Source organism: Pseudoalteromonas sp. BZA4 (assembly GCF_040104395.1).
Taxonomy (GTDB): Bacteria; Pseudomonadota; Gammaproteobacteria; order Enterobacterales; family Alteromonadaceae; genus Pseudoalteromonas.
The window spans coordinates 22,657-37,039 of sequence record NZ_JBECOT010000022.1; the positions used below are offsets into that span (position 1 = coordinate 22,657).

The 14,383-nt window shown below is 42.2% G+C and carries 19 protein-coding genes; 7 read left to right on the top strand and 12 right to left on the bottom strand.

Features of this window, described 5'->3' with window-relative positions:
• Positions 1 to 168 precede the first annotated feature (168 nt).
• Together ABMY41_RS10970 and ABMY41_RS10975 are read left to right on the top strand one after the other, a co-directional pair.
• Complete coding sequence (locus ABMY41_RS10970) at positions 169 to 1,701, top strand: carbon-nitrogen hydrolase family protein (protein ID WP_058585386.1); 1,533 nt, start codon at positions 169 to 171, stop codon at positions 1,699 to 1,701.
• Positions 1,701 to 2,018 carry a multidrug efflux SMR transporter gene (locus ABMY41_RS10975; RefSeq protein WP_054554646.1) on the top strand — a complete coding sequence of 106 codons (318 nt, stop codon included), beginning with the start codon at positions 1,701 to 1,703 and terminating at the stop codon, positions 2,016 to 2,018. Before ABMY41_RS10970 ends, ABMY41_RS10975 begins: the two co-directional genes overlap by 1 nt.
• Positions 2,019 to 2,058: 40 nt before the next feature.
• On the opposite strand, the gene ABMY41_RS10980 is transcribed toward ABMY41_RS10975, so the two are convergent.
• Positions 2,059 to 2,937: a DMT family transporter gene (locus ABMY41_RS10980; protein ID WP_349274665.1), complete on the bottom strand. Its 879-nt coding sequence runs from the start codon at positions 2,935 to 2,937 to the stop codon at positions 2,059 to 2,061.
• A gap of 235 nt (positions 2,938 to 3,172) precedes the next feature.
• Here ABMY41_RS10980 and ABMY41_RS10985 point away from each other — a divergent pair, with 235 nt between their 5' ends.
• Positions 3,173 to 3,556 carry an MAPEG family protein gene (locus ABMY41_RS10985; protein WP_055199242.1) on the top strand — a complete coding sequence of 128 codons (384 nt, stop codon included), beginning with the start codon at positions 3,173 to 3,175 and terminating at the stop codon, positions 3,554 to 3,556.
• Positions 3,557 to 3,634: 78 nt separating this feature from the next.
• On the opposite strand, the gene ABMY41_RS10990 is transcribed toward ABMY41_RS10985, so the two are convergent.
• The 3 genes from ABMY41_RS10990 to ABMY41_RS11000 form a co-directional block, all read right to left on the bottom strand.
• On the bottom strand, positions 3,635 to 4,840 hold the full coding sequence (locus ABMY41_RS10990; RefSeq protein ID WP_251603742.1) for a M56 family metallopeptidase: 1,206 nt from the start codon (positions 4,838 to 4,840) through the stop codon (positions 3,635 to 3,637).
• Positions 4,841 to 4,848: 8 nt separating this feature from the next.
• A complete protein-coding gene (locus tag ABMY41_RS10995; protein WP_054554650.1) occupies positions 4,849 to 5,223 on the bottom strand; it encodes a BlaI/MecI/CopY family transcriptional regulator in 375 nt (124 codons plus the stop codon).
• 68 nt (positions 5,224 to 5,291) lie between these two features.
• Positions 5,292 to 5,978 (bottom strand): pseudouridine synthase, encoded by a 687-nt coding sequence (locus ABMY41_RS11000; RefSeq protein ID WP_287243753.1) that lies wholly within the window; start codon positions 5,976 to 5,978, stop codon positions 5,292 to 5,294.
• 80 nt (positions 5,979 to 6,058) lie between these two features.
• Between ABMY41_RS11000 and ABMY41_RS11005 the strand changes: the two genes are divergently transcribed.
• Together ABMY41_RS11005 and ABMY41_RS11010 are read left to right on the top strand one after the other, a co-directional pair.
• On the top strand, positions 6,059 to 6,364 hold the full coding sequence (locus ABMY41_RS11005) for a DUF6482 family protein (protein ID WP_130166506.1): 306 nt from the start codon (positions 6,059 to 6,061) through the stop codon (positions 6,362 to 6,364).
• 308 nt (positions 6,365 to 6,672) lie between these two features.
• The gene (locus ABMY41_RS11010) at positions 6,673 to 7,080 is read left to right on the top strand and encodes a GNAT family N-acetyltransferase (RefSeq protein ID WP_058585390.1); all 408 of its coding nucleotides are present in this window, start codon (positions 6,673 to 6,675) and stop codon (positions 7,078 to 7,080) included.
• Positions 7,081 to 7,093: 13 nt separating this feature from the next.
• Here ABMY41_RS11010 and ABMY41_RS11015 read toward each other — a convergent pair whose 3' ends face one another.
• The 8 genes from ABMY41_RS11015 to ABMY41_RS11050 all read right to left on the bottom strand — a co-directional run bounded on the left by ABMY41_RS11015 (position 7,094) and on the right by ABMY41_RS11050 (position 13,254).
• Entirely contained in the window at positions 7,094 to 7,453 is a 360-nt protein-coding gene (locus tag ABMY41_RS11015) for a HopJ type III effector protein (RefSeq protein WP_217875454.1), read from the bottom strand.
• 9 nt (positions 7,454 to 7,462) lie between these two features.
• Positions 7,463 to 8,575: a retropepsin-like aspartic protease gene (locus ABMY41_RS11020; protein ID WP_287242676.1), complete on the bottom strand. Its 1,113-nt coding sequence runs from the start codon at positions 8,573 to 8,575 to the stop codon at positions 7,463 to 7,465.
• Positions 8,576 to 8,644: 69 nt separating this feature from the next.
• Positions 8,645 to 9,355, bottom strand: coding sequence for an HAD-IA family hydrolase (locus ABMY41_RS11025; RefSeq protein WP_349274666.1), 711 nt, complete (start codon positions 9,353 to 9,355; stop codon positions 8,645 to 8,647).
• Positions 9,356 to 9,367: 12 nt separating this feature from the next.
• Entirely contained in the window at positions 9,368 to 10,321 is a 954-nt protein-coding gene (locus ABMY41_RS11030) for a tyrosine recombinase XerC (RefSeq protein WP_063528570.1), read from the bottom strand.
• Positions 10,318 to 10,929 carry a DUF484 family protein gene (locus tag ABMY41_RS11035; protein ID WP_289098212.1) on the bottom strand — a complete coding sequence of 204 codons (612 nt, stop codon included), beginning with the start codon at positions 10,927 to 10,929 and terminating at the stop codon, positions 10,318 to 10,320. The genes ABMY41_RS11030 and ABMY41_RS11035 overlap by 4 nt, the downstream gene beginning before the upstream one ends.
• Positions 10,926 to 11,756, bottom strand: coding sequence for a diaminopimelate epimerase (dapF, locus tag ABMY41_RS11040; RefSeq protein ID WP_349274667.1), 831 nt, complete (start codon positions 11,754 to 11,756; stop codon positions 10,926 to 10,928). The genes ABMY41_RS11035 and dapF overlap by 4 nt, the downstream gene beginning before the upstream one ends.
• Before the next feature lie 64 nt (positions 11,757 to 11,820).
• Positions 11,821 to 13,074 carry a diaminopimelate decarboxylase gene (lysA, locus tag ABMY41_RS11045; protein ID WP_248529827.1) on the bottom strand — a complete coding sequence of 418 codons (1,254 nt, stop codon included), beginning with the start codon at positions 13,072 to 13,074 and terminating at the stop codon, positions 11,821 to 11,823.
• A complete protein-coding gene (locus ABMY41_RS11050; RefSeq protein ID WP_054554660.1) occupies positions 13,075 to 13,254 on the bottom strand; it encodes a lipoprotein in 180 nt (59 codons plus the stop codon).
• A 148-nt stretch (positions 13,255 to 13,402) separates the two neighbouring features.
• Between ABMY41_RS11050 and cyaY the strand changes: the two genes are divergently transcribed.
• A complete protein-coding gene (gene cyaY / locus ABMY41_RS11055) occupies positions 13,403 to 13,726 on the top strand; it encodes an iron donor protein CyaY (protein ID WP_054554661.1) in 324 nt (107 codons plus the stop codon).
• Complete coding sequence (locus tag ABMY41_RS11060) at positions 13,723 to 14,379, top strand: alpha/beta fold hydrolase (RefSeq protein ID WP_175083160.1); 657 nt, start codon at positions 13,723 to 13,725, stop codon at positions 14,377 to 14,379. Before cyaY ends, ABMY41_RS11060 begins: the two co-directional genes overlap by 4 nt.
• Positions 14,380 to 14,383 lie beyond the last annotated feature (4 nt).

The window sequence follows — 14,383 nt, forward strand, 5'->3', positions numbered from 1 at the left end:
ATGTCACTGATGTTTATGAATGAAGCTAAGCGTTTGTTCACATCATCTTTGATATGATCAAAGGCTTGGCAGAGTGGGCATTTGATGCCACTCTAGTTAAAGCTAATCTAGAAACATGCTGAGCAATGTTTGCTGTGATTATTCTCTCGTGCCTAAAAAGGAGTAGCTATGCCGGCGGAAAAAACGCATTTAGAGATCTGTAATCTAACCAAAGAACAGTACCCACAAATAAAGACCCTCATGGATCAAGCTTACCCAGGGCTTGGAGGTGCTTGGCCAAGCCATACTATTTTTAGGTTAATAGACCAGTTTCCGGAAGGGCAAATAGGTATTGTTGACGATGGTGTCTTAGTCGGCATCGCCCTGAGTGTTCAGGTAGATTACGCGCGCTTTTCTAACCCACATACCTACGAAGATATTGTTGATGGCCATGACCGTGTATTTAGTGATCCTGAAGGTGATGCACTTTATGGTTTAGATGTGGTGATTTCATCAACTCACCGAGGTATGCGATTGGGTCGTCGCTTATACGATGCACGAAAAGAGCTGTGCCGTCAGTATAACTTACGCGCCATTTTAGCGGGTGGGCGTATTCCGCGTTATTACAATCACAGTGCAGAGATGACTCCGATGGAGTACATCGAAAAAGTAGACCACAAAGAGCTGTACGATCCGATTTTAAGCTTTCAGCTATCTAATGATTTCCAAGTTAAACGTTTACTTAAAAAATACCTTCCTGAAGATCAGGAATCAGTTGGTTACGCCACTTTACTTGAGTGGAATAACATTATGTTTGAGCCGACTGATACAGTACTTGAGTCGACCAAATCAATTGTCCGTGTCGGTGCCGTACAGTGGCAAATGCGCTGTGTTGAGTCTGTTGAAGAGCTGCTCAAGCAAGTGGAATACTTTGTTGATACGGTGTCTGACTATAAAAGTGACTTTATTCTGTTTCCGGAATTTTTCAATGCTCCGTTAATGGGTCTTACCGAGCAAAGCAATCAAACAGAAGCCATTCGCTATCTGGCCGAATACACAGAAACCTTCCGTGATGCAATGTCGCGCATGGCGGTTGAATACAATGCCAATATTATCACAGGCTCCATGCCGCTTGCTGAAGATGACAAGATTTATAATGTCAGCTACCTATGCCATCGTAGCGGTAAAATCGATGAGCAGCGCAAAATTCATATTACCCCTCACGAGCAAAATGACTGGGTGATCCAAGGCGGTGACAAAATTGCTGTATTTGAAACGGATGCGGGTCGTGTCGGTATTCAAATTTGTTACGATGTAGAGTTCCCTGAGCTGTCACGTATTCTCGCTAAGCAAGGGTTAGATATTTTGTTCGTGCCATTTTGGACGGATACAAAAAATAGTTACTTACGTGTTCGTCATTGTGCGCAAGCACGTGCAATTGAAAATGAATGTTATGTTGTGATTGCAGGCTCGGTTGGTAACTTACCTGAGGTTGAGAGTTTAGACGTACAGTATTCGCAATCAGCAGTGCTTACTCCTTCTGATTTCTCATTCCCACATGATGCGACCTTGAATGAAGCAACACCGAATACCGAAATGCTGTTATTCAGTGATTTAGATATGGATAAACTGAAAATCCTTCACAGTGAAGGTACTGTTAGAAACTTAAAAGACCGCCGCGAAGATTTGTATGACGTGATCTTGAAAAAGCGAGATAACTAATGGCGTGGTTGTATTTAATTGTCGCAGGTCTGTTAGAAATTGGCTGGCCTGTTGGCCTTAAAATGTCTCAACAGGCAGACAGTCGCTGGTTAGGCATTGCAATTGCTGTCGCATTTATGGTCGCTAGTGGTTTTATGCTGTGGTTGGCGCAAAAGGATATTCCGATGGGAACATCTTATGCGGTATGGACAGGCATAGGAGCCGCGGGCACTTTCTTAGTTGGTATTTTATTTTATGGGGATGCCGCCACATTTGGCCGTATTGCCGGAGTATTGCTGATAATTAGCGGTGTGATAACGCTAAAAATTAGTCATTAAAAAAGCGGCTATGCCGCTTTTTTAATGACTAGAAATAAGCCTAATTTGGTAGCATTACCAGAATGGCTGCCAGTGCAATTAACACAAGCCCCGCTGTGTCTTGGCGTTTTAACGGCTGTTTTAACCAAAGAATCGATACCATAATGGTAAAGAATACTTCTATCTGCCCCAGTGTTTTTACATAAGCAACATGCTGCAAGCTCATGGCACTAAACCAACCGATTGAACCTAAACAGCTACAAAAACTGACAGCCGTAGTGGTACCTTTGTGATGCCACATTTTCTTAAATGTGCCGCGTTCTTTAAATGCAATATACACGCACAGCATCAGGGTTTGTAAGCTGATTATCAGTAACAACACCCAAGCGGCAGAGTGTGGAAAAGTCAGTCCTGAATTTAAACTTGCCTCACGGATCCATGATGAAGAGAGAGCAAAAGAAGTGCCGCAAGCAAGCCCAAGCAGTGCAGTGCCCAAATTAAAGTGTTTAACATTCGCGATGCCACTTAATAGCAATACCGCAATTGCACCAATAAATACGCCAACCCAACCTAGCAGTGAGAGTGCTGAACCAAAGAACATAACACCTAAAATGGCCGCCATCAGTGCTTCACTTTTTGCAAGCCCTGCGCCGACTGCAAAGTTATTCATTTTAAACAGTTTTACCATCAAACCGGTGGCAACGATTTGGACGATACTGGCGCCAACAATGTAGCCAATAAAAGCCAGATTAAAGTCAGGGAGTGCGGCGTCTTGATATTGATAAAGTACAAATAAATACATTGCAGCAATCGGGCTGGCAATAATAAAGCGAGCAAGCGTTACCCCGGCAACGCTCACTGTTGCACTGAGTTTACTTTGCAGAGCGTTTCGCCACGACTGCATAAATGCCGCAAAAATAGTTAAGAAAATCCAAGTCATATTGAAAATAAATTAATGAGGAGAGGCAATTAGAGTAACAAAACCAAAGTATGAGAGCATTAGCTTATCGACCAACTTGAGAAAAACTCAGCTGTGACAATATGCCGCAGGGCTTTTATGCCGGCTTTAGACTATAGTGACAATGATGCTATTGCTGGCCGCTGCTGTTTTAAGTAGCGGCTTTTTTTTGTTTGCGCTAGGGTAGGTTATTACAGTTAAAAGATAAGGAAATATCATGACCACACTGATTATCTGCGCACTCATCGCAGTACTTATACCCTATTTAGCTAAAGCACCTGTGGCTTTCGCACAAAATAAGTTGGCAGGCTACGACAATAAGCACCCACGCGAACAACAAGCTAAACTAACCGGCTTTGGTGCTCGTGCGTTGGCAGCACATCAAAATAGCTTTGAGTCACTGATTATTTTTGCTGTCGCGCTGGCAGTCGTAATAGGTAGCAATAATGTCTATCAGGTAACTGAGACCCTAGCGATTGTGCATGTTATTGCCCGCGTGTTGTATTGTATTTTCTACTACATAAACCAAGATATTCTGCGCTCATTAGTTTGGCTAGTAGGCTATGTTTGTGCTGTGGCGATGATTGCTGTTTGCCTTTAGTTACAAGCCAATGGGTTAAAAACCACAAAGCAAGCGGCTTAAATAAGGCGCTTGCTTTAGGGTCTTAAGTGGTTACTTTTACTTAGAGCTAACTTTAATTTTCTCTATTAAATCTTTTGCTTGATAGTTTTCGTCTAAGGCAAAATCGAGTTGCACTAAGGCGTTTTTAAAGCCAGATTCAGACGGCGCATATTGCCATTGTTTTAAGGCTCTTTTCGCTTCTCGATTGAAAACACCTTCAGGCTCTGCACTCACCACACTAACATTGCTGGTGGCGCCGCTTGGTAAAATATCGTATTTCAAAACGACTGAACCGCTAATACCTTGCTCTGCCGCTTGAATTGGGTATATCGGCTCTACACGCATAACCGCTTGATAGTCCTTTGTCTTTTCAATGGACATTGGCTGTTTTGCAATCGCAAAGCTGCTAAGCATGCCCGCTGTAAAAATAACTAACGCTGTTTTTGCAATAAATGAGCTGTTGTCTATCTGCTTTATTTGATTTAGACGTTGTAACATGGTGTTTTTATCTCCGTATTGTGAATAAGCCATTAATCCCGTTCTGCTAAAGCTTGCACAGTGCACTAATGCCTTACTGTATAGAATTCGTTGTTCAGTTGATTTATTTTTGAGTACTTGCTCATCACATGAAAGCTCTTGAATGCGGCGTAGACTTGCATAACCAAGCCAAGCGACAGGGTTAAACCACAGCAAAATAGTGGCACTTAAAGCGATGGCATTAATTAGGTTGTCTTTGCGTTTAATGTGCACTGATTCGTGTTCTAAAATAAGCGCTAAAGCATGGCTGTTGTAATGGCTTTGATAGTTTGTAGGCAGCACTAGCTTGGTGTTTATAACCCCTACAACCATAGGTGAACTCACCTGATTGCTTTGGTATAAGCGCATGCTTTGGTTGCTGTGCTGATCAAGCGTAATTGGCGCTAATTGCAGTTTTGCTAGAAAACGGTAATGAAAATATACGGCAGTGATCAGCAGTGCGGCACTAATAAAGCCATAAATAGCAAACCAAGTGAGCGTAAACTGCGGCATTATTGCTGTGTTTGGCGTGATAGTCAGCTTACTGATAAAGTCGTTTTGAATTGGTTTTAAGTGTTCTGGTAGGTTCGCTAACAATAAACTAATCGGTAAAAGCGCCCACAGTGTATAAACCAAGCGTGCCGACAGCTGGCTTAGCAACTTTCGCTCTAGCAGCAATAAAAACATTATTGCAGATGAGATCAAAAGTTGTTGATCTAACAACCAATTAAAAAATGCATCTAACATAACAAGCCTTATTTTTGCTGTTTTTCCCAATCATCAATGACCTTTTTCAGCTCATCAATATCATGTTGCGAGAGTTGCTCTGATTTAGCAAAGCCACTCACCAGTGGCGCAATACGGCCATTAAAAAAGCGTTCAATAAAGCTTTGGCTTTCTTTTAATGTGTATTCTTCACGGGCGATGCAAGGAGTGTAGTTATATTGGCGGCCTTGTTTCTCGAAGCTAAGTGCGCCTTTTTTAACTAAACGGCTTAGTAGCGTTTTGATGGTTTTTTCGTGCCATTCTTTATCGTCACTTAAACGCGCAATTACTTCACTTGCCGTGGCTGGGTAGCCAAGCCATACCGCATCTAATACTTCGAATTCAGCTTTAGAAAGTTCAATCATTTTTATGCCTACAGATGTAATCTTTAATTTAAGATTACACGTGTAATCAATTAATGCAAACTTTTTTGTTAGAGAATGTCACTTTTTTTGATACTGACTATCTGTCCTTCGGGCAAATTAAGCGTGGTGAGTGACAATTTTGCGATATCTGTGCGGTAAAGGTCGATGACTTTGTAGCCACAAAAACGTGCCATTTTACGTATTTGCCGATTTAAGCCTTGTTTTAAGGCGATGCAAAACTGCGTTTCGTTGACTTGAGTCACCGTGCAAGGGAGGGTTATTTGTCTATCGACAGGCACACCGCTCGCCATTTTTTTACAGAAGTCGCTATCAAGGGGTTTATCTACGGTGACTAAATAGCGTTTGGGTTGGTGGTAATCAGGGTGGATCAGCTGATTACAAAACTCACCGTCATTGGTCAAAATCAACAAACCTCGGGAGTCTTTGTCGAGCCGGCCAATTGGGTAAACCCGAGTGGTTTTAGGCAGGCTATGAATAAGGCTTGTTGGGTCATCAGCATTTAACTTGCAATCTATACCAACGGGTTTGTGATAAGCAAAGTAGGTGAGTGGCGCTTTAGCTAAAATTTTTTCGCCAAGTACAATCACATCATCGTGCTCATCAACATGATCTATATGATTTGCGGCACGGCCATTTACTGTTACCTCACCTTGATCTATCAAGCGCGATGCTTGCTTTCGAGAGCAAACACCCGCATGGGCAATAAATTTAGCAAGTCGTACTTTTTCTGGCATGAGTGATTTTTGTACAATTAATTTGATCACAGTATATCAAAATCACGTATAAATAGTTCCACCACCAAAGAGGAATGCACATGCCTATCAAGTTATCAGAGCTTGCAGATCACCAACCACTGCAAAAGGTTATCCTTCATTCGTTGGAAATGGCACTGTATCAGGTGTCTGTGATGATCAATAACGTTGAGTATTATGTTACTGATGAGCAGGGTGAGTTTATTCGTGATATTAGCCCGTTGCATATTCAAAAGCGTCTTGATCACCTAAGTTATGGCGATATGGTTCTACGCCACACCAGTGCTTATGATGAAATGTGCGGTCAGCCCGAAAAGCTCGCGAGTAATATGCTCGAAGTACCTTATGGCAAGAACCACTTATACTGATTAACGATATAAGCGTATACTGAGTCATAACATTTTACATACCCAAACCACCTCAAGATGCGAGTTTCAGTTGGAATTAAATGCGATTTAGGCAAGGCATTGATTGCAAGTAATAGTGGTTCTATTGTTAAAATCAATAACGCAGTATAAATCGCATTTAAACCAACCCTTTGGGCGCTTCACAGGCACTTACTCTCATCGTTGTTACTTCTTAAAAGGGACTGCCATTCTTGCAAAGTAACGCCTTGATATTAAGCACCTGTGAAACGCTGAAGTCTGCATCTTGAGGTGGCTTGGGTATGTATACTATGTATCAATTAAAAAGTGATGACTCAGCTGATCTAAACAACCAGCTAAGAGAACATATTGTGGCTTTCAACGCCGCGCATTTTAATGCCGAGCGTATTCCTTTAGGCTTTAAGTTCGTTAATAAACAAAATAGTGTTGTTGCCGGTATCCATGGTCAAGTATTTGGCAATTGGCTGCTTATTAGTTGGCTTTGGTGTGATGATAAGACACGTGGTAAAGGGCTTGCGACACGATTGTTAGCTGAATTAGAGAGCAAAGCTAAAGCGTTTGGTGCAAATACTGCACAACTTGATACGCTCGATTTCCAAGCCAAACCCTTTTACGAAAAAAACGGCTACCAAGTTAAATACGAGATGAAAAACTACCCACTCGACGGCTGCCGTTATTTTATGGAAAAAACCCTTTAATTATTGGTTTTAATCACTTCGCTTTAAGCACGTCTTGCTCGGTAAAAGTAATCCCTAAGAAAGGGGTCGCTTCAGGGGCAAGCATAAAGGTGCGAATGTTCATATGGTCTTGCCCTTCAGGATTGGGCAACACGTCATCACGATAAAACGCGCCAAAACAATCTAGGGTATTTTGTTTGCTTAGTTGATTAAGCTTTGCAAAGGCAAAAATTTTACACGAACCGTTATTTTCATTTGCTTCGCTTAGCAGGCCATGATTGTTAAAACCGCTTGGGGTAAAATCATAATTGCTGTCTATAACCGCCATGGTATCGGTAAACTCAATTTGCTGTGGTGTGCTTGCTAATGTTGCCAGGAATTCGTTAAGAGTCATTGCTTGTCCTTAAAAATTGTTCTTTATCAACTCTAACTCATTCACTTGCTGATTGATATTAAACTTAAAATTCTCTAAAAAGTTCATACCTAATAAGCCATAGCCAGCATGATTTTCTATTACCAGCACTTCAAAATTACGAATACGTTGTTGACCGACTTGAAATGATGCGAGCTGATAACGCTGTGCTTCAACAATTCCATTAGCTGTGTTTACTTGCAAGGTGCCAAGGTAATTGGCTGGGGTGTTAAGCGAGTTTAATAATGTTTGGTTAATTACAGTAAAGCTAGCGCCGGTGTCGATCATCAGCTCGGTTTCAATATCATCGTTGATAATACTGTTTACTAAAAAGTGTGAACCTCGAGCGGTTAACTCTATAACTTCAACACCTGCGAGGGCTTGTTGAATCATCAGATGTAATTGCTCAGCCTGTTGTTTATAGTCATGATCTTCGGGTAGTTGATCTAGGGTTATTTGGCTTGCGACATAATCTTCTAAATGGTAGTTAGCTAATGCATGGTTATATAAGTAATGGGCGTTGCCAGGCGCGTAATCAAGCCATTGTTGACTAATATTAAGTAGGGCTTGCCATTGTTGCGTCGCAATAAGTTCATCAATATAGGATGTGCTTAGCTCGTCTATTTGTTTGTTAAGTTGTTGCTTATCATTGCTGTCTAACTGGTTGCTAAGAGCCAGTAAATTGATAATACCTTGTTGGGTATCACCTTGTGCGATTAAACGCTTAGCTTCAAGTTCAAGCATGGTGACATCGTAAGGGTGGCTATTTAAAAAGGCCGTTAAAAATTGCTCACTTAAAGTGAATTTTTGATGGGAAAGCCATGTCTCAAGTTGTTGTTGCCAAGCTTGCTTTAGCTGCCTTGCATAGCGAGGTTCATTCACAAGTAATTGAGTGTACTCAGCGACGGCTTTATCAAATAACTGATTGCTAAATAGTGCAACTGCTTGCTGGAAGTGGGCAGGTAAGACCGTGCCTTTTTGTACTTTAGGCGCTGGTGCGACAGTTTCTATTTCTATAGGCTTTTCCGGGTTAAAAAGCTGCCAAATAAAGTAACCATTTAAACTAAGAGAAAGTAGCAATATTAATTTAAGAAAAGCATTCACCCGTTTCGCCCACCAGTTTTAAATCTTCGTTGCCTACTTACTCAGCATAAAACAAATTTCTCAAAGTCGTTACTTTTTAATCAAATGATTGAGCGCCATGATATTGCTTATTTCAATATCTGCTAATCCTTGATAACGATATTGCGTTGCTTGGTTATTTAGCCAAACGCTTTGGCATCCGGCATTATTGGCACCTTGTACATCAGTATCTAGGCTATCGCCAATGTGTAAAATTTCCTTGTGAGGCACTTCTAATTTTTTGGCTGCGCTATCAAACAAGGCGCTGTGCGGCTTCGCTTTTCCGTGTGGGCCTGCTTGTAAAACTAACTCAAACACACCATTAAGGTTAAACTTTTCTACTTCGACATTACCATTGGTGATAGCGATAAGGCGGTAGTGTTTACTGAGGTTAGCAAGTAATTCAAGCACTTCATCAGTCACGGTTATTTGACTGCGGGCATCAGCGAATGCCTGATAAGCATTTTCGGCATGTAACTGAGCTTGCTCTGCTGAAAAACCCAGATCGGTCATGGCATAGTGTAATGCTGCTTGTCGCCAGCGCGTAACGTCATCAATTAAAGTTGCATCATGTTTTAAAGCACACTCGCGGCATTTTAACCAGTAGCTGATACTATCGGCGGGCCATTGGTCTAACGCTTCGAGGTAATCAGCTTGTGCTTGCAAGGCTGACTTTATGATCGGATGGTTGTTGTAAAGTGTGTCGTCTAAATCAAAACTTAAAACAGAAACTGGCGATAGGGCACGGTTAAATCGGATCATAATGGTAAGGGGTTACTCTGATGTTGAGCGCTTTTTAGCGCGTGGATGGGTGTTATCGTACACTTTAGCTAAATGCTGAAAATCTAAATGCGTATAAACTTGAGTTGCAGACAAACTACTGTGTCCTAACAGTTCTTGTACGGCGCGCAAATCCCCTGATGATTCTAAGATATGTGACGCAAACGAGTGGCGTAATTTATGTGGATGCACTTGTGAGCTGATCCCTTGCTTAATACCCCACTCTTGCATGCGAAGACGAACTTGGCGTACGGAAATTCGCTTTTTTTGGCTGCTAACAAACACGGCTATTTCATCAGGATGTGCAAATTGAGGGCGAATTTTCAGCCATGCTTTTAATGCACTGAGCGCTTTGCTGCCTACAGGTAATAAACGTTCTTTGTTACCTTTACCACGGACTAAAATTTCGCCTTCAGTGGGGTTTATATCCTGTATGTTAGCGCCAACTAACTCGCTGATGCGCAGACCCGAAGAGTACATTAATTCCATCATGGCTTTGTCACGAATAGCTAAAGGCTCATCATCGGGCAGTTCTAGTAGCTTAGCCATTTGATCTACGTCTAAATTTTTGGGCAAAGGCTTGGAAAATTTTGGCCCTTTAATGGCCTCTGCCGGATTGTGATAATGTGCCTGGCTGGCTATATTTTTTGCTTTTAAGAATTTATATAAACTGCGAATACAACTTAGTTTTAAACTGATTGTGCGACCACTTAATTGTTTGCTGCGCATTTGCATGCTGTAACGGCGAATATGCTCACCTTGAACAGCAAACCAGTCTTCACATAGTTTACTAAAGTACAAAGCCGCGAAGCCTAGCTGGCTCGTGTATTGGTTTACTGTGTGCGCTGAGTATTGTTTTTCGTAGCGTAAGTAGTCTGCAAAAAGTTGGATGGGTGTACGCCAAGCATCACTTAATTCATTAATGTCTGGCGTCGTCACATCGCTCATGCAAGTTCCAATAAGCGCAGTTGCAATGAGCGCACAAACTCAAGGACAAAAAAGCTGTCTTTTGCCGGTTCGAAGTGATTTACGTCATCACTACCAAACGCCAAAATAGCCACAGGGTGTTTCGTGTTACCAATTAAGTATAAGGCAGTCGATTGAGTCGTGTCTGAAAACAGTAAGTCTCTTTCTTGTTGGCTTACTCGACCCAAGTAAATACCGTCGTTTTGCAGGCGGTGGGCAATTAATTCATCAAACTTTGTATCGTACTTAACTAAGTGGCATTCGTTAATGGATGGGTTAGTGCAGATAATATTGCGCAAATTGCTAGCCAGTGTCGTAAAGTCGTAGTTAGTCCATAACTGACGATGACAATCGCTAAATAAGCGGTAAATTAACTCGTTTTCTTTTGCTTGTTCAACGAGCTGCTCAATCTTATTTTTTAATAACGTATTGTGTTCACGTAATTGGCGCTGTTGAATATGCACCAAAGAGGTTGTTCCCGCCGTTTGCTGTTGTAGTTCAACTTCAGCGAGCACATCAGGGTTTTTAATAAAAAAATCAGGGTGTGCTTTTAAATATTCAGCAATTTGTTGTTCTGTTAGTTTGCTCATAATGCCACTTGTCCATCAAAAACATGCTCAGCAGGGCCTGTCATTCGTACTGGATGCCCTTCACCTTGCCAGCGTACTTGCAAACTCCCGCCGGGTAAGTCAACTTGTACGGTATTAGCGAGTTTACTTTGAATTTGTCCAACCACGACCGCAGCACAAGCACCTGTACCACAGGCTAAGGTTTCACTAACGCCACGTTCCCACACCCTTAGTTTAATGTGATCTTGCGAAATTACCTGCATAAAACCTACATTTGCGCGCTGTGGAAAACGCTCATGATTTTCAAGGAGTGGCCCCAAGGTTGTTACTTCTGCGGTATGAATGTCATCAACTTCTAACACGCAATGTGGGTTACCCATCGATACTGCGCCACTAAATACCGTATGTTCTTCAGTGCGAAGAATATAGGTCAGCTCACGCTTGCTTGCCTTTAACGGGATTTTGTTTGGTTCAAAACTGGGGTGGCCCATATTTACCGTTACTTGACCATCTTTCTCTATATAAAGCGTGAGGTTACCAGATTTTGTTGAAACCGAGATTTTATGCTTATTGGTCAGGCCCTTCATACGCACAAAGCGGGCGAAACAGCGCGCACCGTTGCCGCACTGTTCAACTTCGTTACCATCGGCATTGAAAATACGATAATGAAAATCGAGATCAGGAGAGTAGGGGGCTTCAACCATAAGCAGTTGATCGAAGCCAATGCCGAAATGGCGATCTGCCAGCTTCTTTATTTGATCACGTGATAAAAAAACATTTTGAGTAATGTTATCAATAACGACAAAGTCATTACCTAGGCCGTGCATTTTTGAAAAATTAACTAACATAACGCTCTAATTCGGGTTTGCTCTGAGCTAATCATGCCACAGAGCAGGGCGGTTATAAAAACGTTTATGGTAAAATTTTCTCACCTTGCCAAAGGCTTTCTAAGGTTTCGCGTTGGCGAATTAAATGGCTTTGCTGACCATCCACCATAATCTCTGCAACACGCGGGCGTGAGTTGTAGTTTGAGCTCATGGTAAAACCATACGCCCCAGCGCTGCGCTGCGCTAAAAGGTCACCGGCTTGAAGTGCAAGCTCACGGTCTTTGCCTAAAAAGTCACCGGTTTCGCAAACTGGGCCGACAATATCGTAGTTGTGAGTAGGCGTATCATCTGTGCGAGGTTCAACTGGCACAATAGATTGCCAAGCTTGATATAGCGATGGGCGCAACATGTCGTTCATGCCTGCATCAACAATAGCAAAGAACTTATCTTGGTTTTGTTTAATAAACTCAACTTTAGTAACTAAAATGCCAGCGTTGGCAGCAATCGCACGACCAGGCTCAAAAATAAGTTCTAAATCTTGGTAGTTTGCTAATCGAGCGGTAATTTTATCAACATACTCGCTCGGGTGAGGAGGCGTTTCGCCATTATAAGGCACGCCAAGGCCACCACCGATATCTAGGTGAGTTAGCTTGATGCCAACCGCTTTTAACTCTTCGATAAGAGTCAGTACTTTTTCAAGGGCTGCTAAGAAAGGTTTAATTTCAGTTAGCTGCGAACCAATGTGGCAATCTACACCAGTAATTTTTAAACCGGGCAGAGATGCGGCATGTTGATACACCGTCACTGCAGTTTGAATATCAATACCAAATTTATTCTCTTTTAAACCGGTTGAGATATAAGGGTGCGTTTTTGCATCTATATCTGGGTTTACGCGAATCGAAATCGGTGCCACTAAGTTAAGATCCGTTGCCACTTTTGAAATACGCTCAAGCTCAGCCACTGACTCAACGTTAAAACACTTGATCCCCAATTCAAGTGCATAGGCAATTTCGTCAGCGGTTTTTGCAACGCCAGAAAACACAACCTTACTAGCGTCACCGCCTGCTTGAATAACGCGCGCAAGCTCACCTTTTGAGACAATGTCAAAGCCTGAACCAAGTCGCGCTAAAATATTCAGCACGGCAATATTTGAGTTGGCTTTTACGGCATAGCACACCAAGCTTTTATGTGACTTAGCAGCTTCAGCAAATGCTAGATAATGACGTTCAAAGGTTTTGCGAGAATAGATATAACAAGGCGTACCATATTGTTCGGCAAGCTCTTTGACAGCGATGTCTTCAGCGAACAGCTGATTATTATTGTAGTTAAAAAAGTCCATCTATTGGTCCTGTTTTTGCTCTGGTTGTTCGGATGGATCAGCTTGTGGCTGAGACTTTGCAGGCGGCTTAGTATCATCTGGCAGATAAAGAGCACCACTTTGTCCGCAACCTGCTAGGGTTAGTAGAAGGGCGCTTAGAGGTAAAATGGTTTTTAATTTTTGGCTATGAGTCTCTTTCATTAGATTAATACGGTTGCTGGCTTTATAATCGCAGAGTAACAGAATATTTAAAAAATGCAGCTATTCGCGGATGAATTTATTCCTGTTACACTTGATGTACACAATCTGCCCCCAGATCTAGGCTTAAAGCCAGTTAAAGGACACTAAAATGACTGATCATGAATACCACACACTAGCCGATGCATTAATGCTAACTATTGAAGAGCAAATCGATGAATGTGATGCCGATTTAGACTATGAATCAGCGTCAGGTATTTTAGAAATCATCTTTCCTGATCGCAGTAAAATTGTGATCAATAAGCAAGCACCATTACACCAAGTTTGGGTAGCGACTAAATTTAATGGTCACCATTTTGAACTACGCGACGATAAATGGATTGATAACCGCTCGGGTGCAGAGTTTTGGCAATTTATGTGTGATGCGGCAACTCGCCAAGCAGGTCAAACAATTGAATGGCGTTCTGAACTATGAGTTTAGAGTTTGTTGAGTACCCAGCGCAAGGCGAACACAAAGCAACGGTTATTTGGCTACATGGTTTAGGTGATTCGGGTGATGGTTTTGCTCCCGTTGCACCGCAACTTGCTCTACCAAAAGAGCTTGGCGTACGTTTTGTGTTTCCACATGCGCCAGTGCAGCCGGTCACCATAAATGGTGGTATGGCAATGCGTTCTTGGTACGATATTAAATCGATGGATTTAGATAAGCGTGCTGATGAGCAAGGAGTGCGTGAATCTGCTGCAAAAGTGGCAGCAATTATTGACCAAGAAATTGCAAAAGGTATCGCTCCTAACAAAATTATTCTTGCCGGTTTTTCGCAAGGGGGTGTGGTATCGCTGCACTTAGCGCCACGTCTAGATTATAAATTAGCGGGTGTAATGGCACTTTCAACCTATATGTGTGTGCCTGCAAAATTTGCTGATGAAGCCAAGCAGCAGGGGTTAAATATTTTTATGGCACATGGTCGATTTGACGATGTGGTACCGCATAGCGCGGGCAGACAAGCATTTGACGTGCTTAGCGCTAACAACATGGAAGTAAGCTGGCAAGACTATCCGATGGCGCACCAAGTTTGTGGTGAAGAACTGATGGCTATTCGAGAGTGGTTAATTGCTCGCTTGAGTTAATTTT

Bases quoted from the DNA above. Each gene is read 5' to 3' on its own strand.
- ABMY41_RS10970 (WP_058585386.1), top strand. From the start codon at position 169: ATGCCGGCGGAAAAAACGCATTTAGAGATCTGTAATCTAACCAAAGAA.
- ABMY41_RS10975 (WP_054554646.1), top strand. From the start codon at position 1,701: ATGGCGTGGTTGTATTTAATTGTCGCAGGTCTGTTAGAAATTGGCTGG.
- ABMY41_RS10980 (WP_349274665.1), bottom strand. From the start codon at position 2,937: ATGACTTGGATTTTCTTAACTATTTTTGCGGCATTTATGCAGTCGTGG.
- ABMY41_RS10985 (WP_055199242.1), top strand. From the start codon at position 3,173: ATGACCACACTGATTATCTGCGCACTCATCGCAGTACTTATACCCTAT.
- ABMY41_RS10990 (WP_251603742.1), bottom strand. From the start codon at position 4,840: ATGTTAGATGCATTTTTTAATTGGTTGTTAGATCAACAACTTTTGATC.
- ABMY41_RS10995 (WP_054554650.1), bottom strand. From the start codon at position 5,223: ATGATTGAACTTTCTAAAGCTGAATTCGAAGTATTAGATGCGGTATGG.
- ABMY41_RS11000 (WP_287243753.1), bottom strand. From the start codon at position 5,978: ATGCCAGAAAAAGTACGACTTGCTAAATTTATTGCCCATGCGGGTGTT.
- ABMY41_RS11005 (WP_130166506.1), top strand. From the start codon at position 6,059: ATGCCTATCAAGTTATCAGAGCTTGCAGATCACCAACCACTGCAAAAG.
- ABMY41_RS11010 (WP_058585390.1), top strand. From the start codon at position 6,673: ATGTATCAATTAAAAAGTGATGACTCAGCTGATCTAAACAACCAGCTA.
- ABMY41_RS11015 (WP_217875454.1), bottom strand. From the start codon at position 7,453: ATGACTCTTAACGAATTCCTGGCAACATTAGCAAGCACACCACAGCAA.
- ABMY41_RS11025 (WP_349274666.1), bottom strand. From the start codon at position 9,355: ATGATCCGATTTAACCGTGCCCTATCGCCAGTTTCTGTTTTAAGTTTT.
- ABMY41_RS11030 (WP_063528570.1), bottom strand. From the start codon at position 10,321: ATGAGCGATGTGACGACGCCAGACATTAATGAATTAAGTGATGCTTGG.
- ABMY41_RS11035 (WP_289098212.1), bottom strand. From the start codon at position 10,929: ATGAGCAAACTAACAGAACAACAAATTGCTGAATATTTAAAAGCACAC.
- dapF (WP_349274667.1), bottom strand. From the start codon at position 11,756: ATGTTAGTTAATTTTTCAAAAATGCACGGCCTAGGTAATGACTTTGTC.
- lysA (WP_248529827.1), bottom strand. From the start codon at position 13,074: ATGGACTTTTTTAACTACAATAATAATCAGCTGTTCGCTGAAGACATC.
- ABMY41_RS11050 (WP_054554660.1), bottom strand. From the start codon at position 13,254: ATGAAAGAGACTCATAGCCAAAAATTAAAAACCATTTTACCTCTAAGC.
- cyaY (WP_054554661.1), top strand. From the start codon at position 13,403: ATGACTGATCATGAATACCACACACTAGCCGATGCATTAATGCTAACT.
- ABMY41_RS11060 (WP_175083160.1), top strand. From the start codon at position 13,723: ATGAGTTTAGAGTTTGTTGAGTACCCAGCGCAAGGCGAACACAAAGCA.